The 16,970-nt window shown below is 59.2% G+C and carries 12 protein-coding genes; 4 read left to right on the forward strand and 8 right to left on the reverse strand.

The features are described from left to right. Positions 1-6: 6 nt before the first annotated feature. From IH881_04610 to IH881_04620, 3 genes are all read right to left on the reverse strand, one after another. Entirely contained in the window at positions 7-1,050 is a 1,044-nt protein-coding gene (locus tag IH881_04610) for a flippase-like domain-containing protein (GenBank protein ID MCH7866954.1), read from the reverse strand. Beyond that, positions 1,047-2,039: a glycosyltransferase family 2 protein gene (locus IH881_04615; GenBank protein MCH7866955.1), complete on the reverse strand. Its 993-nt coding sequence runs from the start codon at positions 2,037-2,039 to the stop codon at positions 1,047-1,049. The genes IH881_04610 and IH881_04615 overlap by 4 nt, the downstream gene beginning before the upstream one ends. A gap of 87 nt (positions 2,040-2,126) precedes the next feature. Continuing rightward, positions 2,127-3,203, reverse strand: a complete 1,077-nt coding sequence (locus tag IH881_04620) for a class I SAM-dependent methyltransferase (protein MCH7866956.1) — start codon at positions 3,201-3,203, stop codon at positions 2,127-2,129. Positions 3,204-3,344: 141 nt separating this feature from the next. Between IH881_04620 and IH881_04625 the strand changes: the two genes are divergently transcribed. From IH881_04625 to IH881_04635, 3 genes are read left to right on the forward strand one after another with little or no spacing between them, the layout of a single operon-like run. Then, on the forward strand, positions 3,345-4,067 hold the full coding sequence (locus tag IH881_04625) for a glycosyltransferase family 2 protein (GenBank protein ID MCH7866957.1): 723 nt from the start codon (positions 3,345-3,347) through the stop codon (positions 4,065-4,067). A 54-nt stretch (positions 4,068-4,121) separates the two neighbouring features. Beyond that, positions 4,122-5,141: a Gfo/Idh/MocA family oxidoreductase gene (locus tag IH881_04630; GenBank protein MCH7866958.1), complete on the forward strand. Its 1,020-nt coding sequence runs from the start codon at positions 4,122-4,124 to the stop codon at positions 5,139-5,141. A gap of 14 nt (positions 5,142-5,155) precedes the next feature. Further along, positions 5,156-6,289, forward strand: a complete 1,134-nt coding sequence (locus IH881_04635) for a DegT/DnrJ/EryC1/StrS family aminotransferase (GenBank protein ID MCH7866959.1) — start codon at positions 5,156-5,158, stop codon at positions 6,287-6,289. Here the strand turns inward: IH881_04635 and IH881_04640 are convergent. From IH881_04640 to IH881_04650, 3 genes are read right to left on the reverse strand one after another with little or no spacing between them, the layout of a single operon-like run. After that, a complete protein-coding gene (locus IH881_04640; protein ID MCH7866960.1) occupies positions 6,243-7,922 on the reverse strand; it encodes a glycosyltransferase family 39 protein in 1,680 nt (559 codons plus the stop codon). The genes IH881_04635 and IH881_04640 overlap by 47 nt on opposite strands. Continuing rightward, on the reverse strand, positions 7,919-8,533 hold the full coding sequence (locus IH881_04645; protein ID MCH7866961.1) for a methyltransferase domain-containing protein: 615 nt from the start codon (positions 8,531-8,533) through the stop codon (positions 7,919-7,921). Before IH881_04645 ends, IH881_04640 begins: the two co-directional genes overlap by 4 nt. After that, entirely contained in the window at positions 8,530-9,786 is a 1,257-nt protein-coding gene (locus IH881_04650) for a glycosyltransferase family 2 protein (protein MCH7866962.1), read from the reverse strand. Before IH881_04650 ends, IH881_04645 begins: the two co-directional genes overlap by 4 nt. A 5-nt stretch (positions 9,787-9,791) precedes the next feature. On the opposite strand from IH881_04650, the gene IH881_04655 reads away from it, so the two are divergent. Then, positions 9,792-11,555 (forward strand): hypothetical protein, encoded by a 1,764-nt coding sequence (locus IH881_04655; GenBank protein ID MCH7866963.1) that lies wholly within the window; start codon positions 9,792-9,794, stop codon positions 11,553-11,555. A 5-nt stretch (positions 11,556-11,560) separates the two neighbouring features. On the opposite strand, the gene IH881_04660 is transcribed toward IH881_04655, so the two are convergent. Together IH881_04660 and IH881_04665 are read right to left on the reverse strand one after the other, a co-directional pair. Further along, the gene (locus tag IH881_04660; protein MCH7866964.1) at positions 11,561-14,074 is read right to left on the reverse strand and encodes a hypothetical protein; all 2,514 of its coding nucleotides are present in this window, start codon (positions 14,072-14,074) and stop codon (positions 11,561-11,563) included. A 17-nt stretch (positions 14,075-14,091) separates the two neighbouring features. Continuing rightward, positions 14,092-16,533 (reverse strand): tetratricopeptide repeat protein, encoded by a 2,442-nt coding sequence (locus IH881_04665; protein MCH7866965.1) that lies wholly within the window; start codon positions 16,531-16,533, stop codon positions 14,092-14,094. Positions 16,534-16,970 lie beyond the last annotated feature (437 nt).

A 16,970-nucleotide genomic window follows, 5' to 3' on the forward strand; every position in this document is an offset into this window, starting at 1 on the left:
ATGGTCTCAGGACGCGGGATTCGGGGCATGGAAATCTCCGCGTTGACGATCGATGCTGAAGATCGCAAAGCCCACCATGGCCCATGCGATCGCTGTGGCCAGGAGTGAGAGCGAAAGTGCCAGTGCAGCTTCGCTCGGCATTCCAACGGCCCCAAACAACGCAACGTAGAGATACTCACGAACCCCCGTTCCTCCGAGGCTGATCGGGATGACGCTCGCCAGCGTCACGAATGGCACGATGATCGCAAACCAGTACCAGTCGATATCCATTCCGGCGAGTGGAATCGCGAGACAGTACACCGCAACCACGGGAAGTCCCTGGTTGAGGAGACTCAGGGCAAAGGCGCGCCACAGCACCCTCGGAGATTCGGCCAGGTCGGCGACGGCCCCCAGGGCGTTGTCGATTACACTTGCCCCCCGCTTCGAGATACGAGCGATGGGTCGGATCAAGTTTCGAAGAAGTCGATTGGTCGTGGGATGCAGTGCAAACACCGTAACCAAAGCGATCAGCGCGCATGCCGCCATCGCGATGGCCGCGAGATAGCGGTCTTCACCGGGCAGCGGAATGAACGGCACCGCCACCAGTCCAAAACAGCCGAGCGCCGAAAATCCGAGCAGTCGTTCCACTGCGACGATCCCCAGCGCTCGCGAACCCTCGCCCGCTGCTCGCCTCACGTCCCAAACGCGATACGCGTCGCCCAGGATGGCGCCGGGGAGTACCAGATTGAAGAAGCCAGCCACGAGATAGGCGCGCAACAAAACCCACCAAGCGACTTCGAATCCGGCACCCGCGAGCAAGGTCGAAAACCGCGTCGTACCGATCGCAAAACTCACGCCGAGCAACGAAAACGCCAGGGCGAGCCAACACGCAGCCTCGCCGGGACCCGTTTGCCAGGCTGCCAGGATCGCCGCCAGAAAGCCGGCTTCGCGATCCGGCAGGGCCATGCGAAAGACCAGGACCAATAGTGTCCCGGCCACGGCCAGGCGCAGGACCAGGCGAAACAGGGCGCCGGGAGTAAAGAACCCGATCGCTTCGCCCGCGTCTTTCACTTGTTGGGATGGGGCGGCAGCAGGCGTTTGTGGAGGACATCCCGGGGAACGTTTTGAATGTCAAAATTCAAGAACGCCAGAATCAACTGTACACCGAGCAGGACCGGCAGGGCGGCGACCATCACGGTTCCGCTGGTCGCGGGCACGTTCTGCGAAATGCCGGTGAGCCAGCGTGTCATTCCGAACCACGTGCCCCAGGTGAGTGACGCAATGCCGATGATGATCTCGATCGAAGCGATGCTGAAGTCGCGCAAGTAGTAGCTGTAGAAGATGCGCTTGAAGGTATTGGCGACGTGCTTTGCGGCAAACTCGAAGATGACCGAGCGAACCCTCAGGTTGCTGCGCTCGCCGGCATAACGCACCGGCATGGGCACGTCGGTCACGACCGCGCGCAACGTGCCCAACCTGAACAGCATGTCCGATTCAAAAAAGTATCGTCGGCTGAGTTTGTGAAACGGGAGCTGCCGGGCAACGCCTGCGTGCAGCGCGGTGAAACCATTATTTGGATCGAAGACGTTCCAGTAACCGGTCGATATCTTGTTCACGAATGAGAGCAGGGAATTGCCGATCAAGCGCACGGTAGGCATCGCTTGCAGTCCGTCGAACTCGAAGAAGCGATTCCCCTTTACGTAGTCGGCTTGTCCCTGCAGGATCATGGCAACCAGTCGGGGAATCAGGGCCGGATCCATCTGGCCGTCCCCGTCGAGCTTGACCAGGATTTCCGCGCCGCCTTCGATGGCTTCGCGATATCCCGCAAGGGTCGCACCGCCGACCCCTTGATTCTCCTTCAGGCGGATGACCTTCACCCGAGAATCGCGGCACTCCGCTTCCACCAGATCTGCCGTGTGATCGGGGCACGCGTCGTCGACCACATAGATTGCCTGGCACTCGGGACCCACGCCCGCCACGACGTCGAGGATGGTTTGGGTCACGCGAAAACAGGGGATCACGACGGCGATCGCAGGAGTGAGTGGAGTCGCGGAAGTCATGATCAACCCTATCGGCCAATGGGTACCCGAGCCAAAGCCAAAGCGATCAACTCAATTACCGACACAACGGCCGTGACAATAGCAGCCCTAGCTGGATCTCTCTTCTGGCGTGATCGCCGTGAGCAGCAATTCTTCACCACATAGCGCGCCGAATCTCGTGAGTATGTACTCCCACATCCAAAACAGCCCGCTTTCAAACAGCCCCCAGGCAGTGAGATCTTCGACGCGAATGCCCGGCAGGAATCCGCGTTCTGCGATCTTCGAGCTCGCTTGCCACACGAAGTGCGCCGACGAACTCGGAGACGCAACGCTAACGACGCGAAACCCTGCGCGCCGGGTTACCTCTGTGAGGGTGCCCGCATTGAAGAGGTTGATGTGGCGCGGTGGATCGAGGTGGAGCCAGTTGCGGCCAAAGTGGCGGTGACCGCGACTTGCGGTGTTGGGTGTCGCAATGACCAGCTTTCCACCGGGGCGCAGACAGGCAGCGCATTCGACGAGCGTTGCAATCGGATCGAGCAGATGTTCAATCACATGGGAAAGCGTGATGGCATCAAATCCGTCTGGTGCGGCGGCTTTCGCATTTTCGAGTTCTGTGTAGACGCAATCATCCCCCAGTGTTTCGCGCGCGACTTGTGCGGCGCGTGGGTCGTGTTCGAAGCCTGTGACCCGCCAGCCGAGACTTCGCATGTGACGCAAGAACTCGCCATCGCCACATCCAAAATCGAGCAATGTTCCGCGCGAAGCTCCAGAAAGCCCCATGGTTCCGCGCCGACCCAATTCCGCCAACGGACCCACTAGGGAAAACAATCGACCCAAATTGCGTTCTCGCGGATCTGAAACGATGTCGCCGTAGTTCTGAATCGCGGCCGGGATTCCCCGAGTCACTGCGCGAACCAGGAGTGGTTCGTCTTCGGGACTCGAGTGGGTGTAGTAGTCGGAATAAAGGCAAGCCAATCCGGCGGGACTCGGCTGTGGGCTCAGCCAGATCAAATGGCAGCGCGGACAAAGCAAATGCGTCCAGGTGCCGGGGGCGTTGAAATGGCGATCTTGCAGGTCGGGATAGCAGAGCTCTCCCGCGCAACCGCATAACCCACACATGGGCTGGGGCACCGCATCGAGAGTTTTAGGGTCCTCTCGATCCTGTACTTTCGATTGCTCTGACATCGAACCCCCGGATGCAGCTCACTCCCGAGTCTTACGCATCATACGCGGATCCGGGAGTGTCGATCGGCGATTGACATGTGGGTGAAAACCCTGCCCAGTCCCTGGCAGAGGGGTATGCTCTTCGGCCCGAGGAATCAACCTGTGTATCGTGGATTGCGCGTCATCGCGATGGCGCCCGTGCTCAACGAAGAATCAAAGATCGGCGAGGTCGTGCGTCGCACGCCGCGTCCCCTCGTCGACGAGATGCTCGTCATCGATGATGGTTCGACGGACCGTTCGGCCGAAGTCGCGCGGGATCTCGGAGCAAGGGTGATCTCCATGGGCCGGGTTGTCGGTGTAGGAGCGGCGTTGCGTGCGGGTTACGCCGAAGCGGTGAAGGGTGGTTTTGACGTGGCCGTCGTGATGGCTGGCAACAACAAAGACTCACCCGAAGAGATCCCCAGCTTGCTTGATCCGATCGTCGACGCCGCTGCCGACTTTGTGCAGGGTTCGCGCTTCTTGAAAGCCGAGGCCAACTTTGGCCCCATGCCCTTTTATCGCAAGGTTGCAACTCGCGTGCACCCCCTGCTCTTCTCATTGGTCGCGCGACGCTGGGTCACGGAATCGACCAACGGATTTCGAGCCGTGCACCGGCGTGTTCTCGAAGACCCGGCGATCGACCTGGACCAGGCCTGGCTCGACGAATATGAACTCGAACCTTACCTCTACCTTCGAGCGATCCGATGCGGTTACAAGATCGCCGAAGTTCCTGTCACGAAGGTGTATCCTCCTAAGGCGCTCGGGCAGACCAAGATGAAGCCCATAACCGGCTGGTGGTCCATTTTGCGCCCACTAGTTTTATTGGGTCTCGGAATCAGGAAGTAAAGAGGTCGCAGATGAGATTGAGGGTGAAAGGGTGAAAAGGGCGGACCCAAGAGCATGATCAATGTCGCGGTGGTGGGTTCGGGGCATTGGGGTCCCAATCTCATCGGAAATTTCCACAATCACGCGCGCAGCGAAGTTGGCTGGGTGATCGATCAGGACGAAGATCGACTCGCGGAGGTTCGCCTGCGCTTTCCCGAGATCCGGGCCGAACTGAACTTGTCGAAAGTACTCGACGATGCCTCGGTTGACGCCGTCGTCGTCGCAACTCCGACCTCGACTCATCACGAAATCGCGCTTGCTGCGCTACGTGCGGGCAAGCATGTGCTGGTCGAGAAGCCGCTAGCGAATACGGTCGAAAAATCGATCGAGTTGGACGAAGTCGCCCGGGAGGTCGGCAAGATCCTGATGGTCGGACACGTCTTCGTGTACAACGCTGCCGCCCAACTCGCCAAACAGTACATTACCAACCACGAACTCGGTCGCGTCTATTACATCTCGATGGTGCGCACCAACATGGGTCCGATACGAGTGGATGTCAACGCAGCTTTCGATTTGGCTGCCCACGATATTTCGCTGGCAAATTTTTGGTTGGACACCGACCCCCTGAGCGTCTCGGCCACTGGAGGTGCATGGATCAACAGCGGCATCGAAGACGCGGTGTTTGCGACCCTTCGCTACCCAGACGACATTCTCGTCAACCTCCACGCATCGTGGTTGAATCCGATCAAGACGCGAGACATTCGTGTTGTCGGAGACAAGCGGATGCTGACTTTCGACGATGTTCATCAAACCGAACCTCTGCGTATTTACGACAACCAAGTCGACGCCGAAGTTGCCCAGGTGCCATTCGCAGATTCGTTCTCGTCCTTTCGCATGACCGTGCGCGAAGGTGATGTCACGGTGCCGCGAGTGCCAATGGTCCAGCCGCTCAAGCGCGAGTGCGAGCACTTCCTCGACTGCATCGAAAAGTCTTCCGAGCCGATATCCGGCGGGCGAGAAGGAATATCTGTGGTGAAGACCCTCGTCGCGATTTCAAAATCCATGGCTGAAAGAGGCCGTGAAATCGCGATTTAGCTGCGAGTAGGCCCATGAGTGGAGGCGTGATGGACATCCCTCTGGTCGATCTGGCGATTCAACATCGCGAGATCGAAGAGGATATCAAGCGCGGTTTCGAAGAAGTGTTCAAGCAGGCTGCCTTCGTCCTGGGCCCCGCGTTGGACGACTTTGAACGAGCGTACGCGAAGTTCTCAGGTGTCAGACACTGCATCGGAGTCGGCAGTGGCACCGACGCGATCGAAATGATCCTGCGCGCCCAGCAGATCGGGGTTGGCGACGAGGTGATCGTGCCCGCGAACACCTTCATCGCAACCGCGCTCGCGGTGACTCGAGTGGGCGCGGTTCCTGTGTTTGTCGACTGCGACCCGGACCACTACTTGATCGACGCCGCAAAGACCCGGACGTGCATTGGAAAGCGAACTCGCGGAATCATGGCGGTCGATCTCTACGGTCAGGTTGCCCCGTTCGAGCAGCTGGAAGATTTTGCCCGGGGTCGCGATATCGCGGTGATAGAGGATGCCGCCCAATCCCACGGCGCGCGGCGCAATGGTTGTCTCGCGGGGGGGTTCGGGGTGGCGGCCGCGACGAGTTTCTATCCGGGAAAGAACCTCGGTGCCTACGGAGATGGGGGTGCGGTTCTGACCAACGATGACGACTTCGCCCAAAGGGTGCGGGAGCTGCGGAACTGGGGTGAAACGGAAAAGCACCAACATCCCCGAATCGGTTTCAACTCCCGACTGGACACGCTTCAAGCGGTGGTGCTGCGCGCCAAGCTCGACAGGTTGCCGCGCTGGAACGAGGAACGGTGCGCTGCCGCCGCACGCTACGACGAACTACTGGCGGAGTCTGATGAGCTGGTTCTACCCAAGATCAAAGAAGGCAACGAATCCGTCTGGCATCTTTACGTGGTGCGAGTAACCGAACGCGATCGAGTTCTTGCACAACTCAACGATGCGGGAATTGGTGCGGCAATCCACTACCCCACGCCCTGCCATCTCCAGGGAACCTATGCGTCGTTGGGGCACTCGCCGGGGAGTTTTCCGGTTGCGGAGAAGGCCGCCGGTGAGATTCTCTCTTTGCCCATCTTTCCGGGCATCACCGAAGAACAGCAGCAGCGGGTTACGGAAGTTCTGCTTCGCGCAATTGGAAACGGAACTTCCCGTTGAAGTGCAGCTGGTGAGGTCGTTCGAAGCGAACACTCTTGAACGCCAAATTGCCCGATCCGTCTAGATGATCTCGGATCGTATAGTGCTCGGGATCGCTCGCGTGAAGAGCCTCGAGAAACGGAGCCCCCAGTCCAAACAAGTCATAGGGCGCTTCGTGAATCAAGTAGATGGTGTGGCGATCGCCGTTCGCGATGTACGGAGAGCGAACGATCGCGGGTTTCGTCAGGGCCCAGATCGGTTCGCTCAACTTCACGTGCTGCGTTGTGAAGAGCAGTGGTTCATGAAAGCCCCAATCCAGGCTCACGAACCTGCTGTTCTCTGCATCCGATGAATTGTCAACTTCCCTGGCGAAGTCCTGCAAGGCGATACTGAAGCGTCCCGTACCCCCGGTATCGCGTATGAGTTGTCGTGTCTTTGAAATCGTGTCGGCGTTGCTGTAAAGGCAAGCCACCAGCGAGATCGCAATGCAGCTGCGCGCGAACAGGCGAGTTCTCTGTGTTGCCCAGCTTCGCTGCCACAACCCGACCCCTGCGGATGCGACAATGAGGTGAGGGAACGGCAAGGTATTGAGCATGTGATGAGCGCGAACGGCGCCGGGGATCAGCAGCATGAATGCGGCGAGGAGAATGGTGGTCAGGACCAGGAACCCCGCAGAACCCGATCGCAGGCTCGGTCCGCGCAATTTCGGAAACGCGATGACGACTGCGCTGATGCACAAAACGAAAATGAACCCAGTGGCGGGCGCATCCACGACGAAGAGATCGTCGAACAACCCCCCCGCACTGATCAATCGAAAGAAGTGCGAGCCGTCGAGCACGCTGGCGAGTACGTCGATCCGATAGCCGATGTCGCCGCGGTCCGCGATCGCCGAGCCGGCGAGCAAGATCTCGCTCACGACCGCGATGGCGGGGCTCGCGGTCAATAGAAATACGGCACTTCCGGCGGCAATCTTTGCGCGATGATCGCGCCAGGCCGCGATGGCTACGTCTCGGCGAAACGCAAGCATCCCGATGGACAGAGCCGCCAGAATTACCACGAAGTCGACTCGGCTGTAGATCCCCAGTCCCATGCAAGCGGCACCCAGTACCAAAGCGAACCAACCCGAATGCCGCTTGTCCGGCGCGAAAGCCAGGCTGAGAAAGTAGAGCCCTGCACCACGACACAGGAGCATGCTGGTAAACGGGCCCCACTCGAATTGAGAAAACAAGTAAAAGGATGGATCGCTCGCGATCAACAATCCCGAGATCACTGCCGCATGGTCCCCAAGAAATCGTCTGGCCCATAGCATGCAAAACAACAGTCCGAGCAATCCGGTCACGAGGGTCGATACTCGCAACACGAAGGGACTCGCGCCAAAGACGGCCAGGCTCGGGATCAGTAGCTGACTCTTGAGGGATCCGAGATACGCAGCATTCCGGATGGGAAACGGCCTGCCGGCGATCCACTCGGTCCGCACGCTGGCCGGATGTACCCCTGCGCGATCCGGCTCGACGAAACCCCGTGCTTGTTGGGCGAGGAATGCTTCGTCGTAGTACAGGCCGAGGTCATCGATTCGCGGCAGCGCGAGCGACAGCGTTGCCAGTGCCATGACCATCCAGGCGAGCGGGACGATGAGCGCTTTCTGGGAAATCATTGGCTCGTGGGCTTTGCGCCAAGTTGCGCCACGAAGTGCAAACCTCGATCAAACAACAGGCTGGCGGGCCACGGGTAGATGCCCAGGGACTGGTTCCACTGCCTGATCTCCAGCCCGAGTTCGTGAAATGCATCATGCCACTCTCGATGGCTCCAGTAATGATACGGCAGATCGACCCCGAACCTTTTGTTGCCGACGTCGTCCATGAAGCGAAGGGTTTCTCGGGCGAACAATCCGTTCCTTCTATGGTCTTTGATGATGATGAAGCGCCGTGCCACGCGCTTGGCTTCCTTCAACAACTGCGTGGCGTCCTGGCTGTGGTGCAAGACGTCTACGAAGACGACGCAGTCAAAGGAGTCGTCGGCGTGGGGGATGGTGAAGCCGTCGAATTCGCGCACGGGGATCAACGCGTCTGGCCGAACCATTACGTCGATGCCCTGGATCGCGATGTCTCTGCGCTGTGATGCAAGCAACGAATCGAGTGTGCCGTCGCCGCACCCGACATCCAATACGGATGCGTCCTTTGGCAACAGGCTCTCGATGTGGCGAGACAACACGCGGACTCGGCGCTCAAAGCCGTACGATTGGTGCAGCCGTTCGGCCAAACTCACCTGCGGCCCATCCCGAGAAGACTGACGAAGAAACCCGAGAGCACGGTCTGAAGGCCGAGGGCGGCAAGGGTCACGCCCGGGATCACCCAGCGCATGGTGACCTCGTAGTCGAGGGGGCCAAAATCCGCCTCACGCCAGGCGTTGGCGGTATGGCCGATCAATCCGAGGCCGACGACGAAAGCTGTCCCGCCGACCACGAGCCCTTTTTCGAGATTCACGACTTCAAAAAAGCGGTCCATGCGCGGGTCCCTGGGCATGAATCCTTCGCTGATCGCGAATGTCTTGGCGAAGATCGCGAAAAGAATCGACTGATAACCCAGCAGAAATGCGAGGCTCGAGACCAACAAGGTGTGGGGGCCAAAGCTTATGCCGAAGACCGTAGTCGAGGGGAGCGCAACCCCGTAGCCCCCGATCCCGAACAGCAGAAGTGCCATACCTGGAATCAAGAACAACCACCGAGGGCTGTACATCAGGAAGAAACGAACCGTGCGCCAACCGTCGCGGAAGGTGCGCAGATGCGGTCCGTGCGCCTTGCGTCCATCCGGATGGAGTGTGATTGGAACTTCGGTGATTCTGGCGTTGTACAGGGCGGACTTGATGATCATCTCCGTTGCAAATTCCATCCCGGTGCAGCGTTGATCCAGTCGCAGGTAATGGTCCTTGCGAAAGCCGCGCATGCCGCAATAGATGTCGGTGACCGGCGTACGAAACATTCCGCGCACCATGAAAGAAAGCATTGGATTGCCCAACCACCGATGAAGAAAGGGCATGGCGCCGGGGAGCACAGTGCCGCCACCCCGTGGCAGGCGACAGCCCTGTACGACATCGTAACCCTCGCGCAGCTTTTCGATGAACTTGGGGATCTCGAGAAAGTCGTAGCTATCGTCCGCGTCACCCATCAGCACGAAGCGACCCCGGGCCGCGGAAATTCCGCCCATCAGCGCGGCACCGTATCCCTGCTCGCTCACGTTTTCGATTCGCGCGCCGAGCCGTTCTGCGATTTTCTGGGAGCCGTCGCGGCTGCCGTTGTCGGCGATGATGATTTCACCGGCAATGTCATGGTCTTTGAAGACTCGCAACACCTTGGTGATGCAGATTTCCAGGGTGTCGGCCTCGTTGAGGCACGGCATGACTACCGACAGTTCGATGTTGGTTTCAGCTGGCACGCGTCCGACGAGGTTAGCCCAGCCGCCACCGTTTCCGCGCACTCTTCGGGCCTGCTTTCTGTATGCTCGACCGGGAAATCGAGACATGGTCGGTGGAGAGCGAATTTTTGAGTTCCAAGCGTTCAAAAAAGGCCTCCTCAAAACGGCAACGGGCCGGCAGTTCCCAAGAGCGACTGCAATCCGCGAAGCCTCCCCACGCATCAGATGGCATCGTCTTCCATGCCCTTCTTTACGCGGCGTTTGTTGCGGCGTGCTTGATTGCCTACGGCCCCGCACTGGACGGCTCGTTCATCTCCGACGATGAACACTACGTCCTCAACAACGCCTTCGTACACGACATCAGCTCAGACAACTTGATTGCGATTCTCGACCCGACGGGAACACCTGCGAAGTTGGTCGAAAACTACGCGCCGGTTCACCTGTTTATCTACGCCCTCGAATGGCAATGGTTCGAGCGAGACACCATGGGCTACCATGTGGTCAACATCGCGCTGCACGCATTTGCGTCGCTATTGTTGATGATCGTATTGCGAGGGGGAGGGATCTCTCGGACTCCCGCGCTCCTGGGCAGCGCGTTCTTCCTGTTGCACCCGGCCAATGTCGAAGCGGTAGCGTGGATATCACAGCTCAAAACCCCGACCGCATTGACCCTCTGCCTGCTCGCCCTGATCGCACACCGCTCGCGGCCCGCCCTGGCGGCGGGATTCTTCGCCCTCGCATTGTTGGCCAAGCCGACGGCGGCAGTTGCGTTGTTCGTACTCGCAGCCGCGACCTGGCAAACCCAGCGGAACGACAAAGGCACCTCCTCCGCTCCTTCGCAGTGGGCCTGGATTGGCGTCTGGGTCCTCATGCTCGTCAGTTTTGCCTTTGCCGAGTTCTGGGCTTTCAATCAGACCGCCGGCCAGGCCCCCGTACTCTACGCCGATCCGATCGTGCGACTGCGCACCGTTTGTGCGGTCTCGTTGCGTTACCTCGTGATGGCAGTCTCCTCTTCGGGGCTCTCCGTTTTTCAAGAGCCGCCCCCCGCAGATTCATGGTTTGACCCGTGGTGGCTTGGATCACTGTTGATGTTGGGGTTGGTCGCCTCTCGCACCTGGTTTGTGCTGGTGCGCAATCGCACTGAAGCGCTTTACTGGATCTGGGCCATCGTCTCGTTCGCACCCATTTGCGGGATCATTCCCCTGCCATTCCCGATGGCCGATCGCTATCTCTACTTCATCTTGCCCGGTTTGATTGGAGCAGTGTTGTTTGCGGGTCGCGATCACTTCGAAGGTCTATTGGACAGGTTCGGCACGACATTCGAGCCGCAGAAAATCCGGGGAGTTCTCGTCGCTCTCGCGATCGTGTGGGTGTTGGGCAATTCCTTTCGCGTGCATGAGCGCGCAATGGTCTGGAAGTCTGGCTTTTCAATGATGGCGGACGCTGAGAAGCACTATCCCCAGGGAATGGCGGCACAGACGCGCATCGCTCGTCGGCTCGCGTTGGCTGGAGATGCAGAAGGGGCAGTGGTTGCACTCCGTGCGGCGCGAGCGCGGGGATACAATCGACTCGACCATCTGTTGTCCGAACGAGGTTACGACCGCATCCGGCAGAGTTCGTCGTTCGTCGCGCTCTTAAACGAACTGGCGACCGAATGGATCGAGCGATTCGAGCAGATCGAAGAACCCGACCAATACGAGTTCCGCGTCATGGCACAGGCCTACATCGTGTTGGACGATTTCGAGACTGCGATCCGCAGGATCGAAGCCGGGATTCAGGTCGAGGGGCCGATCACGGAAGGATTGAAAGAAGATCTCGAGCGCTTGTTGAGGATCCAGCGAATCCGCGCAAGCAGATTGCCCAACCGGCCGGATTGATCCGTCTACTCGCTGTCGATCGCAGAGATCAGCGACTGACGCGTTTGCGCGGCTTGCGGAAAACTCGGATCGAGTGCCAGCACCTCGTCGATCAACTCGAGGGCTTCGCTCTCCCGGTTCAGCAACCGCAGGGCAACCGATTCCTGAAAGAGAAACCGCGAGTTTGGATTCGCGACATTTCGATTCGCGAGGCGGAGAAATTCGAGGGCCTGGAAGGGCTTATCCGCGCGAAGATAGGCGAATCCGAGGGTATGGAGGGCATGGGGATTTGAACCATGTCGCTCCACGAGTTCCCCCGCGATCTCGATCGCGCGACGAGGGTCGTCCTCAGTCAAGGCAATCAAGTAAGCGCGGTCGGTTCGAGTGTCGATCGTGTACTCGTGGTTCGCGATCGCGAAGTCGAGCACTTCGAGGGCTTCGGCGTTTCGTTCCTCGAAGCGCAGCATGCGAGAACGCATGAGGTGGAACTGCGCGATTTTGCGAGAGTTCACCAGCCACTCGCCCCCCCGGTCTGCGCGCATTCTCTGGATCCAGTTCTCGAGGCGTTCCAGATGACGGTCCATCGGTCCGGCCTTTGAGTAGAGATGCAGGGCAAAGTCGGCCAGGTTCGGCAGCAGGGGATCGGTGCGCAATGCCAGGTTGGCGTCTCTCTGGGCTCCCGCGAGATCTCCGCGAGCCGCGCGCATGTGGGCTCGCAGATCTTGAATTTCTGCGGGGTATCTCTCGATCGCGAGTTCCTCGAGTTTGCTGGATGCAGCATCGATTCGTCCCGACTTTACGTTCGCGTAGATCAGCGCTGCAATGAGTTCACGATTTTTGGGATCTTCGGCAATCGCGCCGCTTAGCAGATTGCGGATCAGAAGTTGCTGTTTCGGATTGCCGGCCTCTCGCCTGGCAAACTCGAGTGTTGCCTGGGTTGTGGACAAGGCGTATCCGATCTGCCTCAGGAGGATCTTGCGCCCCTGGCCGGCCTTGCCTGTTTCGTACAGCGATTGCGCCTTCATCAGATGCTGTGCGGAGCTGAGTTTTCCATGCCGCTCGATTTCTTCGAGCGCTTCGAGGTAGTCGGAATATTCACCACCTTCGAAAAGAATATCGGAGTAGAGCTTGTGCAATCCGCCTTCGAAGTAGCCCTTGGCTGCAACGGCTTTGCGCGCAGCGCTGACCGCCTTTTTCCTGTGCTGATGAAAACGTTCGAGCTTGGCCAGCATCTCGTAGGCTCCAAAAATTTCCATCTCTTGCAGCAGTGATTCGAGAGTTTTGACCGCCTCGAAAGTCTTGGCCTGCAACCCGAGCTTTCTTGCAAGTTCGAGTTTGGTCCAGGGACTGTCGGGAAAGTCTCGCTGAAGCCGCAAAAGCGTACGCTCGGCGTAGGAAGTCCTGTAACCCGTGGTTTCATAGTTGCAAAGGCCCGCCAGCATTCGCGGCGGATCGATGCCGAGATCAATTTGTTTGTTGAAGTACGCGGCGGCGGCCGTGTAACCCTGGGTCCTTCCGATGTGGTAGGCATACAGGATGTGTACTTCAGCGTCATCCGGGTAGAGCGCGATGAGATCTGCGTAGACCGCATCTGCGGAGCCGCCGGAGGACTGCCGCGCCCCGGCCAGTTTTTGCCACTCCCGCATGTCGCGGGGAGTGATCTCCAACAGAGCGGTGATCGCGTCCGCGTAGGCGCCGGTGTTTTGCTGCATACGGGCGACCTTGGCCAGATGTCTTGCCGCAGCCATTTTCGGCGCATCATCTTCCGCTTCGCGCGCGCTCTCGAGGGAGATTCGTGCCGAGGCGAGGGCCTTTGCTCGGTTGTGCGAACCAGTCGACTGAATGCGTGCCTGTTCGGAGCGCGCTTTCCATTCGGGTTGGCCACCTGCGGCGATGTACGCTTCGAATGCATCGACCGCCCTGCTCCGCAGGGATTCGTCGATGGGTTTCCCTCCCTGGGTGCTCTGTTGCAGCATCGCATAGTAAACGAATCCGAGATGCCAGTGTGCGTTGGGGTCACTGGGGTCGAGGTCGATTGCAAGTAAAGCGATACGCAATGCTTCGTTGATACGTTTGAACGAAAATTCGCTCTTGGACAGGGCAAGCTGTGCATTGGCGTGCTTCGGATCGCGCGCGACCACCGATAATATCAATCTGCGAGCTTGCGAAGGATCGACTTCTCGCAGCACGTTGGCGAGACGAAGGGCGACCGAATTCATCTCTGGCTTGAGGGTGAGCACTTCCTGCAGGTAGAACCGGAGGTCGTGTGGATTTTCTCGATTCTCGGCTGCGTCCGCGAGTTCGATCAGTGCTGCCAGATTATTGGGGTTACTGCTGAACGCAGCACGGAACTCGATATTTGCTGCCGCATCATTGCCCTCAGCAGCATATTCACGTCCGCGCTCGAGGTGGTAGTCGGCTCTTTCCTCGGGCGAAGAACAACCGGTGTTGAGCGAGACGAGCGAAAGAAGAACGAATCCCGCAAGCGGGCGAAAAAGCTCGCGGATAACCGGAATTGCCCGGCGAAGAATCGACGACACCCAAGTCGCTCCCAATGCTAAGAAGAGTCACCGAGCCGCGCCAGCTCGGCTTTGGCGTCAATGAGTTCGGGAAATGTGCTGCCCTCGATCGCCTGTTCGAGCGCTGCTCGCGCTTGTTGGTTCGAGCCGGCCTTTGCCAATGCCACACCGAGCCGGAAGCGAATCGACGGGGAGTCGGGTCGCAGCTCTAGCGCCTTGTTGAAGGATTCGATCGCCTTTGCATGGGACCCCCGCTTGAGCTGAACCCATCCGAGAGTGTCGAGAGTGTCCGCGTCGGGCTGCATGGAAGATGCCCGGGTGGCGAGGGTGAGTGCCAGATCGAGTTCGGAGTCGGTCTCGGCCAGATGCCATGCGAGATCGTTGGTTGCGGGAACGTGTCCCGGCTGTCTTTTGGCGATCTTGCGCAAGCGTGCGACGTAGTCCTCGGTTTTGCCCTGGCTTCGCACGAGCATCGCCGCCGAGTAGGCGTAGTCGGGGTCGCCGCGACCGATTGCGGCCGCCCGGTCGAAGTAGGTGAGTGCAGTATCCAGATCTCCTGTGCGTGCGGTGAGATTGCCCTTCGCTTCGAGGGCCGAGGCAAGTTCCGGATCCTGCGCGATCGCAGCGTCGATCAATGCGCTCGCTTCGTGGATTCGACCCTCGAGGGCCAGCGTTCGTCCCTTCGTTTCCATGGCAATTGCGCTCTCGGGATTGCGCTCGTAGAGGGCGCTCGCAGCGGCTACCGCATCGCCCTTGCGGTCCGCGGCAAACAGCAACTTGATGTAGGTCTGCAGGGCCACCAGATTTGCGCTGTCTGCGAGGTCGAGATCGCTCTTTTCGATCACGTCGATCGCCTGGGCAAGACCTTCGTGCTCGCTCACCAGGGTGGCACGCTCGGCGATCGCGTCTCCGGCGAATATGGTCTGTTGGAGTGCGTCCAGAACTCGATAGGCCGACTCGAGATCGCCAAGTTTGTCGGCCGAGCGCGCGTCGATGATGTGCGCATCGGGCTTGTCGAGTGGACGATTCTGAACGTGCCGCGCCGCGAACTGTCGGGCGATTTTGAATTTCCCCATCGTGAAGTAGATTCGCGCGAGTTGGAGTGAAGCATCAGTTTCTGTTTCTGATGCACGCACCGATTCGCGAAATTCGACAGTCGCGCGATCGTGGTTCCCCGAGCGCTGGGCCGCGACCCCTGCGAGGTAGCGCGCTCGCGCGTTGTTGGGCCACAGACGGAGCGCTTCGTCGAGTTTCTGGAGGGCTTCGGCGGGCTTGTCTCGCGCCAACAGGATGGCGCCAGTCAGAAGATGCCGGTAGCTGGGCTCCTTGAGGCTCTTTGCGACTTCTTCGGCGCTGTCGAGATCCCCTTCTTCAATGAACAGATCGCCCACCGTGAAGCGAAGCACGTCGGGCTCGCGCTTGGTCCTCGAGAGTGCCGTTTGGAGTGCCTTGCGGGCTTCTTCGGGTTTGTTGTTCTGTCGGTACAGGTTCGAGAGCTTTTGGTAGGCCCGCGCGGTATCGAACAGCTTCGCGCTGTTTTCCATCAGTGCTTCGGCCTCTTCGACGGCTCCGTTGTCGGCGAGCATGTCTGCCAAGGTCGAGCGCAGGTCGAAGTTTTCCGGGTTGTTGTCCACCGCACCGCGCCAGATCTCGATCGCTTTGTCGGCCTGGTCGGTAATGATATAGAAGCTCGACGCCCACGATCGAACCATGGGATGCGCGGGATACTTTTCGAGACAAACTTCGTGGGTCTGCTGCGATTTGTCGTTATCGCCCTGATCTGCATAAAAGCGCGCGAGGATGCCGCAGGCGCGTGCGGCCTTGTCGACACTGGTTCCCTCTTCGGTGATCTTGATCAACTCGAGTTGGCTCGCTTCCGCTTCGTCAAAGCGCTTGAGATCGACCAGGGATGACATCTTGATCGCATACCCGTGGGCGTCCCCGGGCTTGAGCGTCAAAATGTGCTCTGCGTCTTCCAGGGCTGCGTCTGGCCGGGCGGCGCCGAGCAGTGCCTGGGCGCGACCGTAGAGGGCGACGCGATTGTCGGGGTCCCTTTCGAGCACCCGGTTGATTGCGCGGATCGCCTCTTCGTGGGAATCCTGCGAAATCAGCGTGGCGGTGAGGAGCAGGCCCGCCTGGACTCCGTACTCTTCACTGTTGGTCGCTTTCATTAATGGCCACAGCGCAAGGCTGGCACGACCGGTTTGTACCAGGGCCACGCCCAGTCGGTAGTTGGCCTCGGGATGGTCGGGATCGGCGGTCAAGAGCACGCGCAATGGCTTGATCGACTCGTCGAAGCGCCCCCCGGCCTGAATCGCGCGAATCTCGGCAAGCCGGGTCTCGGGATCGTTGTAGCAGCCTCCCAGGAGCAGGCCGACGAGCGCGAAAAATGCGACGATTCCGAAGCTGAGCCGCGACCTGGGGGTGGCGCTCCTGATCGGGGATTGATCGCGGGTCTCGAAATTGGTCGTTTGTTGCATGGCTGGCCGAAGCCTCCGTGAATCAAAATGGCGACCGAGAGTACGCCAATTTTGAGAGTTTCCAATCGCTTGGTCGAACACCCGCTGGGCGTAGCCCAAGACTGGCTCTCGTTGCGGTGAGTGGTCGCAAAGTCGAGAAGGTGAAGTGTTTTCTCGGCCAAATTCTCCGATTCGCCCAGGGGATGGACAGCTGTCGGAAAGTTGCGAATTTCTTGTGTATCGTGATGTCTCTCCCGGTGGGCAAGGGCAGGAAAAGATTTTCCCAAGAAGTCCTAAAGTTTCTTCTCCCAGAGGGGGGTCTAGTTCTGTACCAGCCGTTCCTGGCATCGGTTAATATTAAACAAAAACCGCATGTTACGTAGAAACCCGGGCAGGAGTGAATGGTGGCATCCGAATTGCATCTTGGAGAGGTGGAAACCGAGTGAATCGCAGCCCCC

It is taken from the genome of Myxococcales bacterium (assembly GCA_022563535.1).
Lineage (GTDB): Bacteria > Myxococcota_A > UBA9160 > UBA9160 > UBA4427 > DUBZ01.